This window comes from Rheinheimera maricola (genome assembly GCF_016918075.2).
Lineage (GTDB): Bacteria > Pseudomonadota > Gammaproteobacteria > Enterobacterales > Alteromonadaceae > Alishewanella > Alishewanella maricola_A.
Window position 1 is genome coordinate 13,732 of the sequence record NZ_JAERPS020000005.1, and the last position, 25,165, is coordinate 38,896.

General features: G+C 48.4%; 18 protein-coding genes. 11 read left to right on the forward strand and 7 right to left on the reverse strand.

Annotated features, from left to right (window positions below):
* Positions 1-63: 63 nt before the first annotated feature.
* Positions 64-336, reverse strand: a complete 273-nt coding sequence (locus tag I4W93_RS13460) for an oxidative damage protection protein (protein WP_205312596.1) — start codon at positions 334-336, stop codon at positions 64-66.
* The gene (gene mutY / locus I4W93_RS13465) at positions 333-1,418 is read right to left on the reverse strand and encodes an A/G-specific adenine glycosylase (protein ID WP_205312597.1); all 1,086 of its coding nucleotides are present in this window, start codon (positions 1,416-1,418) and stop codon (positions 333-335) included. Before mutY ends, I4W93_RS13460 begins: the two co-directional genes overlap by 4 nt.
* A gap of 129 nt (positions 1,419-1,547) precedes the next feature.
* Between mutY and trmB the strand changes: the two genes are divergently transcribed.
* From trmB to I4W93_RS13480, 3 genes are read left to right on the forward strand one after another with little or no spacing between them, the layout of a single operon-like run.
* Positions 1,548-2,273, forward strand: a complete 726-nt coding sequence (gene trmB, locus I4W93_RS13470) for a tRNA (guanosine(46)-N7)-methyltransferase TrmB (RefSeq protein ID WP_205312598.1) — start codon at positions 1,548-1,550, stop codon at positions 2,271-2,273.
* Positions 2,274-3,293 carry a methyltransferase gene (locus I4W93_RS13475; protein ID WP_205312599.1) on the forward strand — a complete coding sequence of 340 codons (1,020 nt, stop codon included), beginning with the start codon at positions 2,274-2,276 and terminating at the stop codon, positions 3,291-3,293.
* 25 nt (positions 3,294-3,318) lie between these two features.
* Positions 3,319-3,624: a hypothetical protein gene (locus tag I4W93_RS13480; RefSeq protein WP_205312600.1), complete on the forward strand. Its 306-nt coding sequence runs from the start codon at positions 3,319-3,321 to the stop codon at positions 3,622-3,624.
* Here I4W93_RS13480 and I4W93_RS13485 read toward each other — a convergent pair.
* A complete protein-coding gene (locus I4W93_RS13485; protein ID WP_205312601.1) occupies positions 3,621-4,019 on the reverse strand; it encodes a DUF3293 domain-containing protein in 399 nt (132 codons plus the stop codon). The two genes, I4W93_RS13480 and I4W93_RS13485, sit on opposite strands and share 4 nt — an antisense overlap.
* A 232-nt stretch (positions 4,020-4,251) precedes the next feature.
* Between I4W93_RS13485 and I4W93_RS13490 the strand changes: the two genes are divergently transcribed.
* Both I4W93_RS13490 and arcA read left to right on the forward strand, forming a co-directional pair.
* Positions 4,252-5,793, forward strand: a complete 1,542-nt coding sequence (locus I4W93_RS13490; protein WP_224673451.1) for an ATP-binding protein — start codon at positions 4,252-4,254, stop codon at positions 5,791-5,793.
* 190 nt (positions 5,794-5,983) lie between these two features.
* Positions 5,984-6,691, forward strand: coding sequence for a two-component system response regulator ArcA (arcA, locus tag I4W93_RS13495; protein ID WP_205312603.1), 708 nt, complete (start codon positions 5,984-5,986; stop codon positions 6,689-6,691).
* Between the two features lie 4 nt (positions 6,692-6,695).
* Here arcA and I4W93_RS13500 read toward each other — a convergent pair whose 3' ends face one another.
* Together I4W93_RS13500 and I4W93_RS13505 are read right to left on the reverse strand one after the other, a co-directional pair.
* Entirely contained in the window at positions 6,696-8,984 is a 2,289-nt protein-coding gene (locus tag I4W93_RS13500) for an ATP-binding protein (RefSeq protein WP_205312604.1), read from the reverse strand.
* A gap of 37 nt (positions 8,985-9,021) precedes the next feature.
* Positions 9,022-10,866 (reverse strand): cyanophycinase, encoded by a 1,845-nt coding sequence (locus I4W93_RS13505; protein ID WP_224673452.1) that lies wholly within the window; start codon positions 10,864-10,866, stop codon positions 9,022-9,024.
* A 359-nt stretch (positions 10,867-11,225) separates the two neighbouring features.
* Here I4W93_RS13505 and I4W93_RS13510 point away from each other — a divergent pair, with 359 nt between their 5' ends.
* From I4W93_RS13510 to rraA, 6 genes are all read left to right on the forward strand, one after another.
* Positions 11,226-14,135: a TonB-dependent receptor domain-containing protein gene (locus tag I4W93_RS13510; RefSeq protein ID WP_205312605.1), complete on the forward strand. Its 2,910-nt coding sequence runs from the start codon at positions 11,226-11,228 to the stop codon at positions 14,133-14,135.
* A gap of 53 nt (positions 14,136-14,188) precedes the next feature.
* The gene (yfcC, locus tag I4W93_RS13515; RefSeq protein WP_205312606.1) at positions 14,189-15,673 is read left to right on the forward strand and encodes a putative basic amino acid antiporter YfcC; all 1,485 of its coding nucleotides are present in this window, start codon (positions 14,189-14,191) and stop codon (positions 15,671-15,673) included.
* 30 nt (positions 15,674-15,703) lie between these two features.
* Positions 15,704-16,885, forward strand: coding sequence for a beta-aspartyl-peptidase (iadA, locus tag I4W93_RS13520; RefSeq protein WP_205312607.1), 1,182 nt, complete (start codon positions 15,704-15,706; stop codon positions 16,883-16,885).
* Between the two features lie 417 nt (positions 16,886-17,302).
* Complete coding sequence (gltB, locus tag I4W93_RS13525; RefSeq protein WP_205312608.1) at positions 17,303-21,763, forward strand: glutamate synthase large subunit; 4,461 nt, start codon at positions 17,303-17,305, stop codon at positions 21,761-21,763.
* A 9-nt stretch (positions 21,764-21,772) separates the two neighbouring features.
* Positions 21,773-23,185: an FAD-dependent oxidoreductase gene (locus I4W93_RS13530; protein WP_205312609.1), complete on the forward strand. Its 1,413-nt coding sequence runs from the start codon at positions 21,773-21,775 to the stop codon at positions 23,183-23,185.
* Positions 23,186-23,399: 214 nt separating this feature from the next.
* The gene (gene rraA / locus I4W93_RS13535) at positions 23,400-23,882 is read left to right on the forward strand and encodes a ribonuclease E activity regulator RraA (protein WP_205312610.1); all 483 of its coding nucleotides are present in this window, start codon (positions 23,400-23,402) and stop codon (positions 23,880-23,882) included.
* Positions 23,883-23,891: 9 nt separating this feature from the next.
* Here the strand turns inward: rraA and I4W93_RS13540 are convergent, their stop codons facing one another.
* Together I4W93_RS13540 and I4W93_RS13545 are read right to left on the reverse strand one after the other, a co-directional pair.
* Complete coding sequence (locus I4W93_RS13540; protein WP_224673453.1) at positions 23,892-24,326, reverse strand: hypothetical protein; 435 nt, start codon at positions 24,324-24,326, stop codon at positions 23,892-23,894.
* A 53-nt stretch (positions 24,327-24,379) separates the two neighbouring features.
* On the reverse strand, positions 24,380-25,159 hold the full coding sequence (locus I4W93_RS13545) for a hypothetical protein (RefSeq protein WP_205312612.1): 780 nt from the start codon (positions 25,157-25,159) through the stop codon (positions 24,380-24,382).
* Positions 25,160-25,165: the final 6 nt, after the last annotated feature.

Genomic DNA, 25,165 nt, shown 5'->3' on the forward strand with positions numbered 1-25,165 from the left:
AATTTTCTAATCCGAATTATAGCGCCGCTGTCGCCACGACGCCAGCAAAGAGCTAAGCTAAGTTTACTTATCTACCGGCTTATAGCCCTCAATTTCAACGTCTTCACCTTTAAACAGGAAAGCTTCCATTTGCGCTTCCAAAAACTGACGGTGTTCGGGGTTCATCATGTTCAGCTTTTTTTCATTAATCAGCATAATCTGTTTTGCCTGCCACAGGGCAAAGGCTTCTTTGCTAATACTGTTAAATATCTTTTTGCCTAAATCCCCCGGATACAGCTGAAAATCCAGCCCAGGGGCTTCTTTTTTAAGGTATTCGCAAAATATGCTACGGCTCATAATTGTTTGTCCTTGTTGGGCATGCTTGCAGCTAATAACTGCTGAAACAGTTGTTTTGCCGGCGCCGACAAACCAACCTGTGGAATGCGCTCTATTGTAAACCAAGTCGCTGATGATTGCTCCTGCACTGTATCAGGCTTGCATTTAAGCTTTAGCAATTGCGGCTGGATCCATAAGTGAAAATGGCTGAAAGTATGCCGAAAGCCCGCCAGCTCTTCACTGCTTTCTGCCTGCAAGGCATTTAGCGCAACATACTGCTCGCGCTCGGTTGCTGAGGCAAACTCTATAAAACCAAACAGCCCGCCCCACAAACCCGATGCCGGGCGCTGTGCCAACAGCACTTGAGTGTCATGCTGCAACAGCAGCCAGAAACTCTGCTTTTCCGGCAAAGCCTTTTTAGGTTTTTTGCCCGGATACAACGCCTGCTCACCGGCCAAAGCGGCCTGACATTTTAGTTTCAGCGGGCATTCAACACAGCGTGGTTTACTGCGGCTACACAGTGTTGCACCAAGGTCCATCATCGCCTGGTTAAATTCAGCTACAGTGTGTTTTGGCGTTATCTGCTCAGCCAGTTGCCATAACTGTTGCTCAGTTTTTTTCTCACCGGGCCAACCGGATACAGCAGCAAAGCGTGCCAGCACTCTTTTGCAGTTACCGTCTAATATCGGGTAATGCTGCCCCAGCGCTAATGACAACACTGCACCGGCGGTCGAACGGCCTATGCCCGGCAACGCTAGCACCTGGTCAAATTCAGTTGGAAAATCGCCGTTATACTGCGCTGCTATAGTTTGCGCAGTTTTATGTAAATTACGTGCACGGGCGTAATAGCCAAGCCCGGTCCACAAATGCAACACTTCATCCAGCGGCGCTGCGGCCAGGGCATTAATATCAGCAAAACGCGCGGTAAAGCGCTCAAAGTAAGGAATAACAGTGGCAACCTGGGTTTGCTGCAGCATAACTTCACTGAGCCAGGTTTTATACGGGCTTTTATTCAGCTGCCACGGTAGTGTTTTGCGCCCGTGTTGCTGATACCAGCTAACCAACTGATTTGAAAACCAAACTGCATCCTGTTGCGGCAACATAACGGCCCCTGCATAAACAATTGCGCGCAGTATAAGCAGCACTCTTTAGCTTGCCAACCATAATCGCAGTTGAGCAAAGCCACTAATACAAGGATAATACGCGCCGTTAACGATTATGCGGAGCAACAGATGACAGACAGTACCGGCCAACAGCAAGATGATCAGGCTGAAAACACCACCTATATGCGCAGAATTCGCTCTTTTGTGCTGCGCGAAGGCCGGCTGACCAAAGGCCAGCAACATGCACTTGATACTTACTGGGCCGATTACGGTGTAAGCTATCAGGCACAACCACTGCAATTAGCAGAGGTATTTGGCCGCGATAATCACAAGGTGCTGGAAATTGGCTTTGGTATGGGTAAGTCCTTGGTGCAAATGGCAAAAGAAGCGCCAGAAAAAGATTTTATCGGTATTGAAGTGCACCGGCCCGGTGTGGGCGCCTGCTTATCTGAAGCGGTAACACAGCAGGTTAAGAACTTAAAAGTATTTGAGCACGACGCGGTAGAAGTGCTGGAGCACAGCATTGCCGACAATAGCCTGGATACAGTGCAGCTGTTTTTCCCCGATCCGTGGCATAAAAAGCGCCACCATAAGCGCCGTATTGTGCAAGGTGAATTTGTGCAACTTTTACGGCGTAAGTTAAAGCCGGGCGGCGTATTTCATATGGCTACCGACTGGCAAAACTATGCTGAACATATGCTCGAAGTGATGTCAGCTGCTGAGGGTTTCAGCAATTTATCTACCGACAGTACCTATGTTGAACGGCCAGAGCAGCGGCCACTGACTAAATTCGAGCAACGTGGCCAGCGTTTGGGCCATGGTGTTTGGGATCTGATGTTTAAAAAGGAAGGCTAAATGCTAGCAACAGCCAGTCAACTGGTATTACGTAACATCGACGACCTCAGCGGCAACGTACTGCTGGTTGAGCCAATGGCAGACAATCTTGCTAACGAACTGTTGCATCTGGCACCGCAGCTTCAACTGAGTTGCTACAGCACAGATGCCTCAGTGGCATCAAATTGGCGCAATGACCAAGTACAACTATATACCGATGTGCAGCCAGATTTTACCCATACCTTTGATACTGTGGTGTTGTTTTATCCCAAAAGCAAAGAGCAATTTGGCTTTACCCTGGCCCAGTTGAAAAACGCTATTGGGCCAGAGACACAGCTGTTTGTCTGCGGTGATAACAAAGGAGGTATTAAAAGTCTGAGCAAGCATGCAGAAAAAATGGGCTTGGCAGCAAATAAACTTGATAACGCCAAGCACTGTTTATGGTTTGCTTTATTTGGTGATTTTAAACAATTACCGCACATTGGCTCTAGCAGTTTCACAATTGAAATTGCCGGTGAGTCGCTTGTTTTGCATTCTCTGCCAGGGGTATTTAACCATGGGAAACTTGATGTTGGCACAGCTTTGTTGCTGGAAAACCTGCCACAAATATCTCAAGGAAAGGTGCTGGATTTTGCCTGCGGCTGCGGTGTTGTTGGAGCAATGTTAAAACGTAAACATCCGGCTATTGAACTATTCAGTTCTGATATTAGTTTGCTCGCTACAACTGCGACGGAACAAACGTTAGCAGCAAACGGCTTAGCGGGCACTGTAATTGCAGCAGATGGTTTACCGGCCAACCCAAAACAGTTCGATTATATTGTCAGTAATCCGCCATTTCACACAGGCATTAAAACCGACTACAGTATTGTTGATAACTTTATCCGCCAAAGTGCACAGCGCCTCACTAGCCAGGGCAGTCTTACACTGGTAGCCAATAGTCATCTGGCGTATCTAGAGTTATTACAAGAATCGTTTAAACAGGTAACGATAAAAGCTAAGACAAACGGTTTTATCGTGTATCGGGCAGCCAATCATAGTTAACAAGGCCTAATTCTAAGGAAACTATATGCGCACACTGTCAGTTTTGCTGCTGTTGTTCTGGCTAAGGCCAGTAGCTGCCGCTGACAATATGCGCTGTATTGAAAACCCTAAACGACAAAAGGCTTGCCCGCATCTACTGTATCGGGTAGCTGAATTACCCGGTATGGCGGCAGCGGTAGTGTGTATTTGCGTTACAGACTTTGCACTACTACTGCAGCAACCCGCCAATGAAACCGAGCAAATCAAACAAAACATGGCCAGGCGCCAATTTGAAGTTGTGCATGGTGATAAGTTGGAGACGGTGCTGGCTATTCTCAATCGCAAAATTTAATCGTTTAGCAGTATCAAGCGCTCACTAAAACTACCCAGACACTCTTCCGTTTGCGCAATTAAAACCGGCACTAAAAACAATTCGCCCTGCTGCACCCAGTAGATCGCGTTTTGCTCAAACTGCAGCGCCAGTTCAATAGCACTTTTCTTATCACAAAGTACTATCCAGCTTTTTTCCTGAAAACTTCGATCCGGCGCACTGCCAATCACAGAGCGATAAGGAAGCCGTTGTTTATTGAGACAGGCCTGAAGTTCATTGTCACGGCGTAAATTAAGGTAAGGATGCTCAGTGTGTCCAGCGGGGTTTTGTGCACTTATAATGGCGAAATCAATATCTTCAGTCAGGGCCTGATGGCAGAGAAAAACACTCGTTTTGTAACTTTCCCACAGGCTCATAACTAACCCCAAAGCAACAAGTGCTTCAACTATAAACGGCTTTGCTAAATTTTCCAGTGCAGTTTGCTAAATTAAGCTAATGTGCTTAACATCAATACAAGCACGGATAGCTAATAGGGGCTTGTAAAGTGCCAGAGATAACTGAATGATTGCAATAGATAAAACTACATCTATCAAAAGCGCGTTAATTTGGGTCATTATGCTTATATGCAGCCTTACCCTTTGCGTTGCCATGGCTATTTCAGCAACTCAAGATTTTAAACTACAGCGAAACAAGCTGATTTCGCAACTAGACAGTTACATTAGCATTATTGCATTCAACGCTGCCGACAGTATCTTGAACGACGAAGCAGATATGGAGGATAATCGCTTAAGCTCATTCTCCGCAGTGGAAATTCTGCACAACATTCATATTTACAAAAAACAAACCGACTCAGACGAACTTAGTTTTTTTGCTAGCTATAACCGCAGAGATGTTGGCCCCTACCCAGTGCAATTTAACCGGGTTACTCAACTGAAAAAAGCCAATATTAGTGATGACCATATCGAACTGGCTAAAGCCATAGGAACTGCCGAGCAACAACTTGGTTTTGTCTATATCAGGGCTAGTCAGGAAGAACTGAGCTCCTACATTCAAACCCGGGTATTGCTGGATATCCTTATTGCTTTGATTGCACTTGGTAGCGCGTTTTTTGTCAGTTCAAAACTACAACAACGCTTTACTACGCCTATTGAAACCTTGCTTAGCGTGGTACAAAAAGTCTCTAAAGAAAAGGATTATCAGATCCGGGCACCGGTAGCCCCCATCAAAGAATACAATATGCTCAGCCGGGCCTTTAACACTATGCTGGATAAAATTGAACAGCAAATCAGCAAACTACAGCAAGCGGAGCAAGAAAACCGGCAGCTGACGTTAAGTCTGGAGCAAAAAATAAACCAGCGCACCGATGCCTTAAAAACGTCGAATCAGGAACTGCTCAACACGCTGGCCACATTGCACCAATATCAGCATCAGATAGTTGAAACAGAGAAAATGGCCAGCCTGGGGCAAATGGTTGCCGGCGTAGCCCATGAAGTAAATACACCAATTGGACTGGGTGTAACAGCCTCTACGTTAATGCAAGACAAGCTTAGCGACATTCAAAAAGCCTTTGATGATAAAAAGCTTACTTCGTCGCAACTGGCTAAATTTTTGTCAGAGAGCAAAGAAAACCTCGGCATCATCTATAGAAATATGGAGCGCGCGGCCAGCTTAATTTCAAGTTTTAAACGCGTTGCTGTCGATCAATCAAATGAAAACAGACGTCAGTTCAATATGCTGCAGCTAATTAACGAAGTATTGCTGTCATTGCGGCCAAACTTGAAAAAAACCCAGCATCAGCTAGTTGTGGATTGTCCGGCTGAGTTAGAACTAGATAGCAAGCCGGGGCCCATCAATCAAATTCTCATAAACCTAATAATGAATAGCTTAATCCATGCTTTTGAACATATTGAGCAAGGCGAAATACAGATTAAAGTTAACATTAGCGATAACCGCTGCCTGTTAAGCTACAGTGATAATGGCGCCGGTGTACCGGAGTCCATAAAAAAACGAATTTTTGATCCCTTTGTCACCACAAAGCGAGGTGAAGGTGGTAGCGGTCTGGGCTTGCACTTGGTTTATAATTTGGTGACACAAGCGCTGAACGGCAAAATTAATTTGGAAAGCGAACTAGGTAAAGGTATTCAAATTGAAATCGACTTTCCCATCATCGTAAAACAAGCCCAAAAGTAATCTGCTGCAATTTACCGCTGACAGCATTACTTTGGTCGCAAGCGAGACACCAACCTCGCAATTGTTAACAAAAAAACTTGTTAACAATTGCCGCTGTGGTTATAATTGTTCATTATTTGACAAAACAACGTCATCTATAAAACGCAAATGCGATATAAATTTCACAAAATTCACTTAAGGTTTAACTCCAATGCAAACACCCGTGATTCTGATTGTTGAAGACGAAGAAGTAACCCGTTTAAACTTAGTCAGCCTGTTTCAGGGAGAGGGCTATGACGTTATTGAAGCAGTAAACGGCGAGGAGATGAACCAGAAACTAACAGATAATAAAGTCAATCTGGTCGTCATGGATATTAACCTGCCGGGTAAAAATGGTTTAATTTTAGCGCGGGAATTACGCCAGCGAGAAAACATTGGCCTTATCTTTTTAACCGGCCGCGACAGCGAAGTAGATCGTATTCTGGGCTTGGAAATTGGTGCAGACGATTACCTTACCAAGCCGTTTAACCCGCGTGAATTAACTATTCGTGCTCGTAACTTGTTAACACGCACAGTGGCGCAACCTGTAGTTGAAGAGCACAAAAGCATAGTCAAATTTAACGGCTGGACGCTAGATGAAAACAGTCGTAATCTGACTTCGCCTAAAGGCATGGCGCGCCGTTTACCAAAAGGTGAATATCGTGCATTGCGTTTAATGCTGGATACACCGGGCAAAATTTTTACCCGTGAACAATTAATCCGTCATATGACAGGCCGTGATTTACGTCCAAATGACCGTACAGTTGATGTCACTATTCGGCGTATTCGTAAACACTTTGAGTCAGATATCGACAGCCCTGAGTTAATTAGCACTATTCACGGTGAAGGTTACCGCTTTGTCGGCAAGCTAGAAAAGTAACATTTTAAGCTTGTTCAATAAAGTCAGTCAGAGCAGCCAGGTGCTGCTCTGTTTTTAGGTGGAAATCTACCAATTGCGTTTCCAAACCTTGCCCACTTAACGGCTCCTGTTCCAATCGTTTTGCTTGCTGCTGCACCCACAATAATCCCACTGAAGCTGCAGCCCCTTTTAGTTTATGTGCGGCTTCTTGAAACTCTTTCTGCTGGCGTTGCACGGCAGTTTCCATCATTCGGTTGATATAACCTGGCAGCAATTGCGCAAATAGCTGTGCGCTACGCTTCATCGCGTCTTTGCCCAAAGAATGAATATAGTCATTAAGTGTGGCAGTATCCAACATAAGCTGCGCGTTGCTTTGCGGTTCTGGTTTTGGCTGCAGCAGGCGCACTGCGCTGGGTGAAAATAAGCGCGCCAGCGCCAAATCCAGTTTTGCGGTATTGATTGGCTTAGCAAGCGCCCCCTCAATCTGCAGGCCTTCCAATTGCTCTTCGGCTTTGCGTACATTCGCGCTTAACACTACTATTGGTAAACTGGACAAATGTGGTTCATTGCGGATATAGCGGGCAATTTGCTCGCCACTCATGTCGGGCAATTGCATGTCTAGCAAAACTAAATCAATCTCATCTTCTGTTTCGAGTAAAGCTATAGCATCCTCGCCAGTGTCAGCGTGAATTACCGAATGCCCGCGTTGCTCAAGTAGCCCAATGGCTATCTCGGCGTTGAGCGGTACATCTTCTATGAGTAATATGGTCAGCTCCGGGCAACTGATAGCTTGTTGTTCCTGTTGCGGCTGGTGTTTGGTCGGTAACAGCACGCAAAACTGACTACCCTCACCTACGGCGCTAGTAACACTAATACTGCCTTGCATTGCCTCAACCAAAGCACGCGATACTGATAAGCCGATACCAGAACCAATGATACTCAGGCGTCGACCATCATCCGACTTATAATACATATCAAATATACGTTCCTGCTCTCGCTCAGCTATACCTATGCCAGTATCTTGGATTACAAAACGTAATTGCTGACCGGCAGTATTTAGCTCGCAGTTTAGGCTTATACTACCCGTACTAGTAAACTTAACCGCATTATTTAATAGGTTCCACAGCACTTGCCGTAACCTTGTCGGATCGAGTTGAAGATATCCGTCTAGCTCGCCACTACAGCTGAGCACAAACTTTAAGCCTTTTTGCTGGCATAGCAATTCGGCAAAATTGGCAATATCACTAATAAACTGTTTAATACCGATACTTTGATAAACGATATCTAAATCCCGCCGATCGATCTTATCCAAATCAATGATGTCATTAAAAATATTACCTAGTGTTTCAGCACTGCTAAAAATGGTATTCGCCCAACCATTTTGCTGCTTTGTTAGCTTACTTTCCAATAAGCGCCGGCTTAAGCCTACGATGCCATTTAATGGCGTGCGTAACTCATGACTTAATGTTGCAATAAACTTGCCCTTATCCTGGTAGGCTTTTTCCAATGCCTGCTCAGCCAGTTTGCGGGAGGTAATATCGCGGCCAAAACCTAATAGACCGATATAGCGGTTATGTCGGTCGTAAAATGGCACTTTACGCATCTCAAACCACAATATCTGGCCATCATCCCTGACAAATTCGACATCCAGCGTCAATTCAGATGGCTGCATATGTAATTCGTACTCTGTGAGGATCGCGGCCTGCGCACTGTCGTCTGTATAAATATCTGCCGGGTAGCGACCAATTAACTCGTCAGCCGATTTACCCATTATCACTTCAAACATTTTATTACAGCTGGCAAAACGCCCTGTCTCATCACGATAATAAAATAGATCAGGCGAGCTATCGACAATAGAGCGTATTAACAGGCTTTGTTCTTCTAGTTCTACCTGCGTTTTTTTTCGCTCTGCTATTTCTTTGCGCAGTTCATCGATGGCACGACGTTTTGCCTGAAAGGCTTTTTTGCGCTCTTCTATTTCAAAATTGAGCTGACGGATATTGTCCTGCATTCCTTCATTGAGCAAACGCTCCTGATGGGCAGAGTCAACCAGATATGACAGCGCCGCATCCAGATGCAGCACCAGATAAAATAGACAACTAATCAGCACCGGACCTATGGTTAAAGCCAATAAAGTGGCGCCGCCCAGTAAGGAAAAATCGATCTGGTTGCGTAACACCAGTTCCAAACCCGAGCTCACTATCACTCCGAAAACAAGTAACAACAGCTGACAAAACAATGCCAACTGTAACTTACCCCATTTACGGATCCAGCTCGCAAACGTTCTAACCTGCGGATGAACCGGGCCTTGCATCAGGTTATTACCTCGTTTGTCGCTGTTTATTATACGCTTACTGCAACGGCTGAATATCGACCATCAAATTACGATACGAACAATACTGGATCTCCCGGTCGGGCAAACGATATACACCTTGTCTGGCATAAGAGGAGTGATCTTTATATAACCGGATTTGATGGCCCTGCCCAACCTTAACCGCCTTACCATCTGCCTGTCTACTTTGCGTCAAACAGGCTAAATGGGCCAGTTGCTTATAATTGTCACGTTCAAACAGTTCTCCTGATGTTAGCATCGGTGCTTGCATATTATTCGGCGCAAATTTCCAGGCAGCAAAACGGGTTCTTAATACCCCGGCTTTTATTTCCATGCTGTCACCACGGGTTAGATAGTGAGTACTAACTTGCTTTATTGCGCTAACACTGCCTTCACCTGAATTTTGTGCTTGTTGGCTGTCTACAACAAAAACGCCGGCAGCACCTAGCACTTCCATTTTCACTTCAGGTGCATTCTCTTCACTGCTAAAGCCAACTAATAAAGCAGTGGCTTCATCGACACCAAAACCGAAGCGGGTTTGAGTATCATTAAGTAGACGGATAAGACGCCCCTGGCGACCACGCTCTGAAAAATGTGTATCTAGTACTCCCCAATTAAACAAGCCAAGTCCACCTTGGCTGGCAAAGGTTAAATGGTTTTCTGCCAGGCCATTGCTGCAGCTTTGATCTTTATCACAACCAGGCTGCGGCGCAGGTAAATCAAAAGCGCCAAACTGCATCGCATTGTAGCTGTCTCCATTGGTAATCATTGGTGTTCGTCTACCAACAAAGCTACCGCCCGACATTACCGCGGTACCCGCACTGGTACCTGCAACTATAATTTGGCCAGATGCCAGCATCCGTTCAATTTGTTTCAATTCCTCTGACGCAGCACCATCTTCCAAGCGCAGCGCTTGTAATGTTAAGCTTTGGTCACCACCGTTAAAGAAGATTGCGTCAGCGCGACGAATTTGCTCAAGCGCACCTTCTGTTCCCTGTTGGCAAAATCGTTGTAATTGCTGCATTAAATCAGGATAAACACGGCTACGCTGGTAAGCACCGTGGGTTTGAGCCAAATATTGCGGCAAATTATCGCAAGAAGCTTTACCATCAATTTTTTTCTGCTGGGCGTGCTGATATGCAGCATTCAACGGCAGCCAATTTACCTCCGCCCCCGCTTCTGAAAAAAGGTTAGTGTAAAAGTCAACCGCAGCGAAGGGATCTCGGCCTGACGCCGTGACCACTAAAATCCGTGGTTTGCGCTGCGAACCCGCCACTTGAGCAGCCAATTCCACCACTTTACGGTACACTTCAATTGAGAATGCATCTTTAGACTTGGTTAAATCTGCATACTCTTTAAGCCTGGCGTTTGGTGATTTATTCGCCTTATCTGCGGTTACCATTACCTGCAGCTGGTCAAACACAAAGTTCAGCTCTCTCTCAGTCAAAGCAGCATAGTTAACCCGGCCCGATACCCAAATACCGTCCATTTCAATTTCAGCAGCGCGCCATAATCGGGTAAGTTCACGTTCGGTAATACGTTCACTGGCTACCCTGCTACGAATAAATTCAAGCAGTGCCAGCGTTTGCTGCTGCTCAATAACGCGCTCAGCCCCCCAGAACTCGACGCTGCCAACATTGGCAAGATGATTGGTGGAGAGCTCAAATAATTCTGCTGCTTTGGCTCTATCAGAAAACACTCCCGGCTCAATACAATGTTGTGGTGTCATAGAGCCGCAGGTTTTCAAGCCGCCACCAACTAGCACCATTGAGTAATCCGGATAGGTTACCCCATCGGCCACGCTCGCAGCCTGAGCTGAGCATGCCAGCAACGTGATTGACAGATATAATCGAAGTGATCTCATTATTCTCTTTCTTTTTGTTAGACCCAGATGGTTAAAACTATCGGCATAACAGATAGCGGTGATAAATTTGCGATGCCATAGATTATCCTGTATTGACTTCTTTGCCAATTAGCAGTAATTGTATTAGACAAACTTTATTCTCTTGTAGTAGCGGTATGTTGAAAAAAGCCTTTGCTCTTAATTCATATTTCTACTCGTCTTACTACCTGTCGGAGTGGTTTAACGAGTAGACACACGTCAGGCACTAAACCGTGCCTGGCAGGGGTCTATTCCTGCACCACAGCAACTAACATAATAAATTTCAAGCACACCAATTCGGACTATACCGAAAGCTGTGCCATGTTAAGACAGGTATATCTATGCATAAATTATCGCCTTTAGCGCTGGCTGTTGCCGGCGGCTTCTTTGTTTCCCCTATTATTTTTGCCGCTGAAGAAACTGCCAAAGAAGAGCAAAAAATTGAGAAAATTCAGGTCACGGGTTCGCGTATAAAAGGCGTCGACCTGGAGGGCACCCAACCATTAGTGGTGATCTCGGCCGATGACATCAAAAACTCAGGCGCCAGCACCATTTACGATTTATTGAAAGATGTTGCCCAATTACGCGGCGGCTCAGGTACTTTTTCTACATCTGAAAGCGGTGCTACTTCCAACTCAACACCAGCAGGACAAGCTGCAGCATCGCTGCGCGGCTTAGGCCCAGCCGCAACCTTAACGTTGATTAACGGCCGTCGAGTCGCAGCCAGCTCGTTTGCCGCCGGCACACAAAACTTTGTTGATATTAACAGTATTCCGTTAGCTGCTATAGAACGGGTTGAAGTGCTGGCCACCGGGGCTTCTGCCATTTATGGTGCCGACGCTGTGGCTGGTGTAATCAACTATATTCTGAAAAAAGACTATCAGGGCGCAGAAGTAAATGCGTCTTACGGCAACAGCACCGCCTCATCTGACGAAGGTAAATACAACCTAAATCTGGTGTTTGGTACTGCAGTGGCCGGCGGCAACTTAACCGTTTTTGCCGATCACTTTGACCGCAAAGGCTTTATGGCAAAAGACCGCGATGCCACGCGTAACCCGCTGTTGCAAAGCTCGTATTCCTACCTGCCAAAAACCGCACCGAATATTTATTACTTTTCAGCCGTTGACGGCAATGAGCTGGCCACGCCTGGCTGCCCCACGGCATTAGTTACCACAGAACTTGGCGAACAAATCTGTGCTTACTATCCGAACGAAGATGATCAGTTGAGTACGCCGTTTGAAAGCTCTTCAGCAGGTTTTATTTTCGATACTGAACTGGGTAATGTGCGCTGGACCAGTGATTTTTTTTACGGCCAGACCAAATCCACCTCGCAATCTTCGCCGGCGCCCATCAATCAGGTGAACGATAGCGAAGGACCTTTTGCCGACGAAACCGTATTGGACATCTTCCCGGAAAATGTGCGCAACGACATCCTCGATCAAATTTACATCGACCCGTTCAATACCGTTGCTGGCCGCCGGTTGTATGGTTTCCAGTTTGATGCTCGGTTTGCTACACCGCGCACCGTAGAAATAGATAATACGTCGCTGCGCCTGGTAACAGGTTTGGCTGGTGATGTCGGCGATTGGAGCTGGGAAACTGCACTCACCCTGTCGCAGTCTGAATCAGAGCAAACCGCTATTGCAGGGGTGTATAACCGTTACAAATATCATGCGGCGCTGGCTGGCGAGTTATGTAATGACGGCAGTATTGCCAACTATAATGCCGACAGCGACACGTTATCATGCTCAGGTGCTATTTATAATCCTTTCCTTACAGGCAATGCCGCCAACGATGCACTGCTGGCCTTGGCGCAAGAAATGCCAACTCGTGATGGTAAAAGTACCGTGTATGGCTGGGATGCCCGTATCAGCGGCGACTTAGGTGAGTTTAACGGTAATATTATCGGCTCTGCTTTTGGTGTAGAACTACGCAGAGAAAAAATCACTGATACCCCCTCTAGTAACTCACAAGCCAATGCAGCCAACGGCTATCTGGTTGATGTTTTTGGTTTTGGCTCTAGCTTGTCTGCCGCCGACCGTAGTCAGTGGGCCGCCTTTGCTGAGTTTTATATTCCATTAACCGAAACGCTGGATTTACAACTTGCTGGCCGTTACGACAACTATGATGACTTCGGCAGCACCTTTAACCCTAAAGTTGCGCTAAGCTGGCGTCCGGTGGAAGAATTGGTAGTGCGTGCTTCATGGGCCACCTCGTTCCGCGCTCCATCGTTAACTCAAGCGGGGGTAAAACTACGTACTACCACAGCTAGCTTTGACTGCGGCGCTAACCAGGCAGTGGCAGATCTATACTGCGAAGGTGATGGCACTGAGCGCAGCAACAACGTTCTAGAATTGGGTAACCCTTTGCTTCAGGCCGAAGAATCAGCCTCAGTCAGTTTCGGTTTTGGCTGGAGCCCAACGCAGGACACTACGTTAACAGTCGATTATTGGCAGTTTAAACATGACCGCCTGGTCGATACCGATATGACTGCGGTGCTAAATGCGGCTATTACTGACGCCTCATTGCGACACTGCGGTTTAGTGCCTGAGGGTGGCCAGGGTATTTCTTACAACCCTGACTTATGCGACGTAACTGACGCTGCCGGCAATACTATTGAAGACGATGGCGCTAACCTGAGCGAAATATTGGGCGCCTGGATAGATTATGCCGAGCCGCGTTTCAATGAGCTGCCGCTGTTTCGCGACCACGTGTTGTTGCTACAAAACACCGGAGAGCAAAATGTCAGCGGTGTTGATATCGCTTTTGATCAGCGCTTTGATATTGCCGGCGGCACGATGAAGCTAAGTTTTGATGCCACCCATTACTTATCATTCGAACGCAATCGTCCGGGGTCAGACTTTATTGAAGAACTGGTTGGCACCTGGCGTTACCCGGAAAACATTGCCAGCCTTGGGCTTTCCTGGTCAGGTGATGCGTTTTTCAGCAGTGTTACTGTCAACTATACATCGTCATATGCCGATGATATTAGCGGTATGCGCGGGCGCGAACTGGATGAATTAGATGCGCTTGGCGTGCTTGATGCCGATGGCGAACGCGATGTGTCTGCCTGGACTACCGTACGGGCAAATATTGGTTACGACTTTAGTAACGCCAGCATTAGCCTGAGTGTGGATAATCTGTTCGATCGGGATCCACCAAAAGCTTACGGCTCAAGCCGCGGTTTTGACTCCATCAATCACGATGCTCTGGGACGCAATTACCGGTTATTATTTAGCTACCGTTTCTAATCTGGCGGGGGAGCTTGCTCCCCCCTTCTTGAGCTTTTTCACAGGTAACTTTTATGTCTACCGTAACAAAAAAACCGGTATCGATGCCTGACGCCTTTGTCATCCTATTCTTTGTCATGATATTGGCCGCTATTGCATCACATCTGGTACCCGCGGGCTCTTTTACCCTTACCGAGCCGGCTCCGGTCACAGAAGGCGCAGCCAAACTGAAGGGCAAAATTGACCCAGACAGTTTCAGCTTCGCCAGCGACCACCAACAAGGCGTGCCACTGTTTGCTGAAGGCGGCGGCATTGGCTTTTTTAACTATGCTTTTGAAGGTTTAGTTTCTGGTAATAAATGGGGCTCGGCGATAGGCGTTGTGGCTTTTATTCTGCTTACCGGCGGTGCCTTTGGCATTATCATGAAAACCGGCGCCATTCATAACGGCATCCTGGCGTTAATTGCTAAAACGCAAAGCATGCAGTTTTTGTTTATTCCGCTGATGTTTGGTTTGTTTTCTTTAGGCGGCGCCGTATTTGGTATGGGCGAAGAGGCTATCGCCTTTTGTATTGTGCTGCTGCCACTAATGCTGGCGCTGGGCTACGACGCCATCACCACGGTACTGGTTACTTACGTTGCCACGCAAATTGGCTTTGCTACCTCCTGGATGAACCCGTTTAACGTTGCAATTGCTCAAGGTATTGCCGAAATTCCGCTATTATCCGGCAGTAATTTACGCATAGCTATGTGGCTGGTATTTACTCTGTTTGGCATTATTTTTACCATGCGATATGCCGCGAAAGTAAAAGCTACACCTGAATTGTCGTTAAGTTTTACTACTGACCAAAAACTGCGCGCGCAACAAAGTGCCGATGCTAAAAACGATTACAGCCGACTGGACTCGGTGATCCTATTGGCCTTTTTTGCCGGCCTGATTTGGATTATCTGGGGTGTGACTGTACGCCAGTATTATATTCCGGAAATTGCCAGCCAGTTTTTTACCATTGGTATTGTGATTGCCGTAATTGCGGTACTGGGTAAACGCCTAAGTATGAACGACGCTGCCGATGGCTTTAAACATGGTGCGGCCGAGTTATTGCCGGCAGCACTTATCGTCGGCATGGCAAAAGGCATAGTGTTATTGCTCGGCGGAGACAGCCCTGAATCGCCATCGGTACTTAACACCCTGCTCTACTACAGTGGCCAGCTACTGGGCGATTTACCCGCCTTTTTATCTGCCTGGCTAATGCTGATTATCCAGTCGGTGATTAACTTCTTTGTCGCCTCCGGATCCGGTCAGGCCGCGCTGACTATGCCACTTATTGCACCACTGGCCGATTTAGTCGGACTTTCGCGCCAGATTGCGGTATTGGCTTTCCAGCTGGGCGATGGCTTAACCAACTGCATTATTCCTACTTCTGCCGCCTTAATCGGCTGTTTGGGTGTGGTACGGGTCGACTGGACTGTCTGGTTTCGCTTTGTTTGGAAATTACAACTATGGCTGTTCGCTCTAGCCAGCGCCTTTATGTTTCTGGCCGTGGCCATAGGATATCAATAGCCGCAGCGCGGCTGTTTTGAGGTTACTATTTTGAATAATATTATACTTATAAAAAATGCTGAGCTGTATGCACCGCAGCGACTTGGCAAAATGGACGTAGTGATAGCCGGTGGCCGAATTGCCGCCGTAGGCAACGATTTTAACCTGGCTGGTAGCAACTTACCGGTAACAGTAATTGATGCCAGCGATTGTTATTTAACACCAGGCTTTGTTGATTCGTTAGTGCACTTTATTGGCGGCGGAGGTGAAGGCGGCTTTGCTACCCGCACGCCGGAAATGCAACTCACCGATGCTACCTTAGGCGGTGTTACCACGGCCGTTGGCGTTTTAGGCACTGATGCCACCACCCGCACCTTAACTAACTTATTAGCCAAAGCCCATGCGCTGGATAGTGAAGGCATTACCACCTACTGCCATACCGGCTCGTACGAAATACCCTGTCGCACCCTAACCGGCAATATTACTGATGACTTAATTTTAATCGACAAGTTTATCGGTGTCGGCGAAATAGCCATCAGCGATCATCGCTCCTCACAGCCCACTACCGACGAAATTCGCAAAGTAGCGGCGGCAGCGCGCGTTGGCGGTATTTTGGCTGGAAAAAGCGGCGTGGTCAGTGTGCATATGGGCGCCGGTGAGCGCATTTTACTGCCAATTTATCAGGCTGTAGCCGGTACCGAATTAAAGCTGAAACAATTTTATCCCACCCATATGAACCGCAACCGCCGGGTATTTGAAGCCGGGCTGGAATTTGCCACTAAAGGTGGTGTAATTGACTTTACCACCAGCACTACCGATTTTGACTTACAACACGGTGAAGTTGCCGCTGCTGCAGCGCTGGCTGAAGCACTGGAATTTGGCATTAAACCAATGCAACTGACACTAAGCTCAGATGGCAACGCCAGTCTGCCGATATACAACGACGAAGGTGAGTTGCTCGGTTTGCAGGTGGGTAGCGTGCAAAGCCTGTATCAGTCGGCCCGCCAGGCGATAACCCAGCATAAGGTCAGCTTGAGTGACGCTATTTGTAGCATTACCGCAGCGCCGGCAGCCATACTGGGCTTAAAGCAAAAAGGTCGTATTGCTACCGGATTGGATGCTGACATCGTACTGCTGCGACGTGATGATCTGGCTATCGATACGGTTATCGCCAAAGGTAAGCTGTTGGTACAACAAGGTGAAGCCTTAGTAAAAGGCACATTCGAGCGCTAACAGCCACAAGCTTAAAAGCAAATAAGACAAATTCGCATAAATATGGCGCACTAAGCCATAGCTATCGAGGCTAAAAAGCTGCTAAGGCAGCTTTTTTTATTGCCTGCAGCGCTATAATTGGCAAAAATATCGCCAATTCATGTAATTTATTTTCATTTTCAAAAGTAGGCTTTCTGCGATACGCCTACAGCACAACACCGTAAAGTCAGCTTGCATTTTGTTGCGAATGGCGGTATACCTGTACATTCTTGAACGTTTAGATGGCTAAACATTTCCAGAGCAAATACTCTACAACGCATTGACCTCTGAAAGAGGAACCGTTATTTTCTTTCAGCAGCAGCAAAAACCAAATATAAGAATAATAATTCATAAATAATAAATATTTATTAAATATCAGGACAAGTGTGGAGGTTAGTCATGGCGTTGTACCAGCACAGTCAGGCAAGAGAAAACTGTGGCTTCGGTTTAATAGCGCATCTGGAAGGCGCTGCCAGCCACCGGATCGTCAGAACCGCAATTAACGGCCTTGACCGTATGCAGCACCGCGGCGGTATTTCTGCCGACGGTAAAACCGGTGATGGTTGTGGCTTATTAATGCAAAAGCCAGACAGTTTTTTCCGCGCTATCGCCGAAGAAAACGGCTGGAATTTGGCAAAAAAATACGGCGTCGGCATGATTTTCTTCAGCCAGGATCCGGTAAAAGCCGCCTTAGCAAAAAAAATTATCGCGCAAGAAATTGCCCGGGAGACTCTGACCCTGGTGGCCTGGCGAACCGTACCGGTAGACAGTAGCGTGCTGGGCCCGTTAGCGCTTAGCTCTATGCCCACTATTGAGCAAGTTATAGTAAATGCGCCGCACGGCTGGGGCGATCATGACTTGGAGCGCCGCCTCTACATGGTGCGCCGCCGCATTGAAAAACAGCTAAGCGACGATGCCGATTTTTATATCCCCAGCTTCTCGTCATTAGTTACCGTATTTAAAGGCCTGATGATGCCGGCCGATTTACCGCGCTATTATCTGGACTTAGCCGATATCCGCATGGAAACCGCCATTTGCGTGTTCCATCAGCGTTTTTCTACCAATACCATGCCGCGCTGGCAGCTGGCACAGCCGTTTCGCTTTTTAGCCCACAACGGTGAAATTAATACCATTACCGGTAACCGCCAATGGGCCCGCGCGCGGCAGTATAAATTCTCCTCGCCGCTGTTAAGTGATTTGCAAGATGCAGCGCCCTTTGTCAGCCAAAGCGGCTCCGACTCCAGCTCGCTGGACAATATGCTGGAGCTGTTATTAGCCGGTGGTATGGACTTGTTCCGTGCTATGCGTTTGTTAGTGCCGCCAGCCTGGCAGGGCAACCGCGTAATGGATGACAACTTAAAGGCGTTTTACGAATTTAACTCCATGCATATGGAGCCGTGGGACGGCCCGGCCGGCATCGTAATGACCAACGGCCAGCATGTCGCCTGTAACCTTGACCGCAACGGCCTGCGCCCTGCCCGCTTTGTGATTACCCGCGATAAGTTAATCACACTGGCGTCAGAAGTCGGCATTTGGGATTACACCCCGGATGAAGTGGTAGAAAAAGGACGCGTCGGCCCGGGCGAAATGCTGGCGGTAGACACTACTACCGGCAAAATCTGGCGCTCGGATGAAATCGACGGCGACTTAATGGCGCGACACACCTACCGTGACTGGCTAAATGCTAACGTGCAGCGGCTGGTACCGTACGAGCAATACGAAACCGACTTAATCGGCAAACGGGTATTCTCGGATGACGATATGCTGGTGTACCACAAGCTGTTTAACTACAGCTATGAAGAAATCGATCAGGTAATGACAGTGCTGGCCAAAGACGGCCAGGAAGCCGTCGGCTCTATGGGCGACGATACGCCAATGGCGGTATTATCGCGCAAACCACGCACCTTATATGATTACTTCCGCCAGCAGTTCGCCCAGGTAACCAACCCGCCTATCGATCCGCTACGCGAGTCTCATGTTATGTCACTGGCCACCAGTATCGGCCGCGAGCATAACGTGTTTAAAGAAACCGCCGGTTACGCCCGCCGCATTCAGTTTGAATCGCCGGTAATGATGTACTCCGACTTAAAGCAGTTAAAACAAGCCGACGAGAAGTACTACAAACATCAGATTTTCTCGCTGAACTTTGACCCGGCCGCCGTTAACCTTGAGCAAGCGGTAGAACAATTATGCGCCGATGTTATTACTGCCGTGCGCGATAATAACGTGGTGCTGGTAATTTTAACCGACCGCCGCATAGAGCAAGGCAAGTTACCTATCCCAGCGGCAATGGCGGTAGGTGCGGTGCAACATGCCTTAGTAAATGCTCAGCTACGCTGCGACTCCAACATTATTGTTGAAACCGCCTCAGCGCGTGACTCACACCATTTCGCAGTATTAATTGGCTTAGGTGCCACCGGCATCTACCCGTTTATGGCCTACGAAACGGTAGAGCAACTGGTAGAAAAAGGTGTTATTACCTTAACCGCACGCCAGGCCGTGCTGAATTACCGTAAAGGCATTAATAAAGGCCTGTACAAAATAATGTCGAAAATGGGCATTTCAACAGTGGCCAGCTATCGCTGCTCCAACCTGTTTGAAGCCGTCGGCATTGATAAAGCGGTGATGCAGCTGTGTTTTGCGGATATCCCATCACGTTTGGGTGGTGCCGGCTTTACCGACTTTGAACAGGACGTGCAGCAACTGGCCAAAGTTGCCTGGTTAAAACGTAAACTGCTAAACCACGGTGGTTTATTAAAATACGTGCACGACGGCGAATACCACGCCTACAACCCCGATGTAGTGCAAACGCTGCAAAAGGCCGTGCGCTCAGGCAAGTACGAAGATTACCAGCAGTACAGCAGCATCGTGAACCAGCGCCCGGTGGCGCATTTACGTGACTTATTTAAACTGGCTGACAGCACGCCGGTAGCGCTGGATCAAGTAGAAAGTGAGCAAAACCTGTACCCACGCTTTGACAGTGCCGCCATGTCTATCGGCGCCCTAAGCCCGGAAGCCCATGAAGCGCTGGCCATAGCGATGAACCGCCTTGGCGGGCGCTCTAACTCGGGTGAAGGCGGTGAAGACCCTCGCCGCTTTGGCACCGAGAAAAACTCCAAGATTAAACAAGTGGCATCAGGCCGCTTTGGTGTTACGCCGCACTACCTGGTTAACGCTGAGGTTATTCAGATTAAAGTGGCCCAGGGCGCTAAGCCCGGCGAAGGTGGCCAGTTGCCCGGCGAGAAAGTTACCGCCGAAATAGCCCGGCTGCGTTACTCGGTACCTGGCGTAACGCTGATATCGCCACCGCCACACCACGATATTTACTCGATTGAAGACTTAGCCCAGCTGATTTTCGATTTAAAGCAGGTTAATCCGCAGGCGCTGATCTCAGTGAAATTAGTGTCAGAGCCCGGCATAGGCACCATAGCCGCCGGCGTGGCCAAAGCCTATGCCGATTTAATCACCGTGTCCGGTTATGACGGCGGTACCGGTGCCAGCCCGCTTACCTCGGTAAAATATGCCGGCAGCCCGTGGGAGTTAGGTCTTGCCGAAGTGCACCAGGCCTTAGTAGAAAACGGCCTGCGCGACCGCGTACGCTTGCAGGTAGACGGCGGCTTAAAAACCGGGCTGGATGTTATTAAAGCGGCTATTTTAGGCGCTGAAAGCTTCGGTTTTGGTACCGGCCCTATGGTGGCGCTGGGCTGTAAGTTCCTGCGTATTTGCCATTTAAATAACTGTGCCACCGGCGTGGCCACCCAGGATGCTACCCTGCGGCGCGATCACTTTACCGGCTTGCCGGAAATGGTAATGAACTACTTTAAGTTCTTAGCCTTTGAAGTACGTGAGCTGATGGCGCAGCTGGGGGTAACTGAGCTTACCCAGCTGATTGGCCGCACCGATTTGTTGGCAGTAAAAGACAGCGAAACGCAAAAACAAGCCCGCTTAGACTTAACACCAATACTGCAAGCCAGCGGCGTAACATCTGACAAGGCGCTGTTTTGCGTGCAAAACAATACGCCGTTTGACGAAGGCGCCCTTAACCAGCAGTTATTGGCGCGCTGCGAGCAAATGGTACTGAACAAAAGCGGCGGCCAGCTTAATCTGAGTATTCGTAATACCGACCGCTCGGTTGGCGCGGCGTTGTCGGGCTTTATTGCCCGTCAGCACGGTAATCAGGGTATGGCCACCGATCCAATCCGCATCCGCTTTACCGGCACCGCTGGCCAGAGCTTTGGCGTATGGAATGCCGGTGGCCTGCATATGTCACTGCAGGGCGATGCCAACGACTACGTAGGTAAAGGCATGACCGGCGGCCAACTGGCTATTTTCCCCGCCAAGGGCGCCAGCTTTGCCAAGAACGGCTTTACCATTGCCGGTAATACCTGCCTTTACGGCGCCACCGGCGGCCGTTTATATGCGGCAGGTCAGGTTGGCGAGCGTTTTGCCGTGCGAAACTCCGGCGCCTTAGCCGTGGTAGAAGGCACCGGCGATAACTGCTGCGAATATATGACCGGCGGCGTAGTCGTGGTACTGGGCTGCACCGGGGTGAACTTTGGTGCCGGTATGACCGGCGGTTTTGCCTACCTGCTGGATGAGCAAAATGACTTAGAGCTTAGGTTAAACCCCGAGCTGGTAGAGGCGCTGGAAGTGAGCACTCCAATACTGCAGGAACACCTGCGCAGCTTATTGCACCAGCACGTAGAAGAAACCGGCAGCGAAAAAGCGCAGAAGATCTTAAACGACTTTAACCGCTACTTAAGCCAATTTAAGCTGGTAAAACCAAAAACCAGCGACGTAAACACCTTGTTAGGACACCGCGCACGCTCGTCAGCCGAGCTGCGGGTTCAGGCGATGTAGGGAAGAGTTATGGCACAGAATGTATACCAGTTTATTGACGTAAAACGGATTGATCCGCCAAAACGCTCACATAGCGAACGCACTATCGAGTTCGTTGAAATTTATCAGCCGATGACCCACACCCAGGTTGAAGGCCAGGCCGATCGTTGCCTTGATTGCGGTAACCCCTATTGTGAATGGAAGTGCCCGGTACACAACTATATTCCGCAGTGGTTAAAGCTGGCCAACGAAGGCAAAATTATTGAAGCCGCCGAGCTGGCGCATAAAACCAACAGCCTGCCGGAAGTATGTGGCCGCGTTTGCCCGCAAGACCGCTTATGCGAAGGCGCCTGTACGCTAAACGAAGGCTTTGGCGCGGTGACCATCGGCAGTATTGAAAAATATATTACCGATAAAGCCTTTGAAATGGGCTGGCGGCCGGATCTTTCTGCGGTGGTAAAAACCGAACGCCGCGTAGCGGTTATCGGCGCCGGCCCGGCCGGCCTCGCCTGTGCCGATGTACTGGTGCGTAACGGTGTAACCCCGGTGGTGTTCGACCGTTACCCGGAAATCGGCGGCCTGTTAACCTTTGGTATACCGCCGTTTAAGCTGGAAAAAAGCGTGCTAAGCCTGCGCCGGGAAATCTTTACCGACATGGGTATCGAGTTTCGCTTAAACACTAACGTCGGTGTCGATGTCAGCTTTGACAGCCTGCTAAGCGAGTACGACGCGGTGTTTTTAGCGCTGGGCACTTACACACCAATGAAAGGCGGTTTAACCAATGAAGATGCGCCAGGCGTTTACGAGGCACTGCCGTTTTTAATTGGCAATATCAACAACTTAATGGGCTGGCAAACCGAGCACCCGTACGTTAGCTTAAAAGATAAAACCGTCGTGGTGCTAGGCGGTGGCGACACAGCGATGGACTGCGTTCGCACCTCCATTCGTCAGGGCGCAACCAAGGTCAGCTGTGCCTACCGGCGTGACGAAGCCAATATGCCAGGCTCACGCAAGGAAGTGCAAAACGCGCGCGAAGAAGGCGTGGAGTTTTTGTTTAACCTGCAACCGCTGGGCATAGAAGTAAACAGTGCCGGTCAGGTATGTGGCGTTAAAGTGGTGACCACAGAGATGGGCGCACCCGACGCCAAAGGCCGCCGCAGCCCGCAGCCGGTGCCAGGCTCCGAGCAGGTATTGCCAGCCGATGCCGTGGTGATTGCCTTCGGTTTCCAGCCCAGCCCGCCGCAATGGTTAGTGGATATGGGTGTAGAGCTGGACAATAAAGGCCGCGTTATCGCCAGCGAAAAAAGCACTTTTGCCATGCAAACCAACGAGCATAAAATCTTCGCCGGTGGCGATATGGTATTAGGCTCAGATTTGGTAGTAACCGCTATCGCCCAGGGCCGTAAAGCCGCCGAAGGCATACTGGACTATTTAGAAGTATAAGCTTGGAAGTATAACGCTTCTGCCATCTGCAGCAGCGGGCTATTAAAGCGAGATTAGGTTTGCCCTAAGCCAACCGTCTATGCCCCGGACGGGCATAGAGGAGTCCCCATGGATGGGTTCACGACGTGTTGGCGTGGGCAAACCGGTTCGAGCCTGCTACTCAACTGCCCGAACCTGCATTTCATACCCCAGCATCAATACAAGGAGTAAAGCCATGCCGCCATTCACCCTACCCGACCTCTGCGACGCCCATTCAGCTGACATCCGCGTAGCTGAGCCTGTATTTCAAAACTACGGTGGCAAAACCGCCTTTGGCGGGCAAGTTGTTACGGTAAAATGCTTTGAAGATAACTCCAAAGTCAAACAGCTGGTAGCCACACCGGGCCAGGGTAAGGTGCTGGTAGTAGACGGTGGCGGCTCCAAACGCCATGCCCTGCTCGGTGATATGCTGGCCGAACAAGCGGCAGCAAACGGCTGGGAAGGTATTATTATCAACGGCTGTATTCGCGATATAGACGAGATACGCCAAACGCCGCTCGGCGTGCAGGCGCTGGGTATTCACCCGATGAAAACTGATAAGCGTGATTTAGGCGATATCAACTTAACAGTGACCTTCGCCGGAGTAGATTTTATCCCTGGCCAGTTTGTTTATGCCGATAATAATGGTGTGTTGGTGGCGACTAAAGCCTTGCTGTAAGCGGGGCATTCATTTTTGGCGTGTCATACTTTCAACAAAACGGTGGCAAACCGATTCAGCTTGCCCATTTGTCCCTCCAGCTGGCCTGGGGAAAGCGTTTTTATGCACAAAAATCAGACTTTTCCCTCGTGATACGCGTGAAATAACCTGAGGATTGTCGCACGCCACATAACCAGCCTTTTCCAGCCGACTCTGCATTACAACCGGAATAAAGTACGCCAATATCAAGGTGGCAATAAACCAACCAATTACAAGCTGGTTCGAATAGCTACGAACCCATAATAATTTGTTTTTTGCGCCGGCATACTCTATTGCACTGAACAGAAAAAATACCGACATCAGCAACATATAACTGGTGCCGGTGACATAGCGCACTGTCGGCTTTAGATTTTCTATAGCTGAATTAACAGTTATAAGGTCATATACAACATATACAACCGCCATTACGGCAATAACATTAAACGCAATAAATGCCCATAGTTTGGCAGTGTTAGACATTAGTAGCCTTGAACCCCGAAACAAGGCCCGAATAGACAGCGGATTAAGTGCGGGTTCCGTTCCAGATAATTTAAATTCCTGCTGGTTTCATACTTAATTTCATCAAGTCGGATACCGATCTTTTTGTAAGCTCTGATTAAAGCTTGAGTTGCCCCCAAGCGTTCATCTATTTCATCAAGCAGTAGGCCTGTAATAACACCTACAGCTATTGCTGCAATAAATGGTGCCGCAGCGACGGTACCTATCGTTACCATGGAACCAACGACCAAACCCGCTACTGCCCCGGCTATACTGCTCAGGCCAATCTTAATAAGATCTGTCGTTATTACGCCGAGCAATTCAGATAACAATGCAGTGTCTCTTATCACATAGTCAAAAATTTCTATGCTCACAGATAAAACAGCGGTGAGAACAAAACCACCTTTGGCTGACTTAACAATACCCTTTGGCCCCACCGCCATCCTGACAACAGTTGGGTTATCTGCCAAATATTTAGTGCCTTTAAGTACGCGCCTCTCACCGGCCTTGCCTTTGAAAATAACATACTGCTTATTGCCGTACCTTTTTAATGCCACTTGATCAGGTTTAAAACCACCAACTTCATGTATTAACTTTGCGGCTTTTACGGCATCCAGAGCAGGAGCAATCTGCTGAGCTGCAAACTTAATATTTGCTTTCAGTTCAAAGTATTCCTTCTGCAGATCTTCTGATGACACTACGTGCACTACGTGTTCGTTGTGTTGTAATTCGCGTACCAGATCCTGTTGTCTGTTTGTCATAGTAAA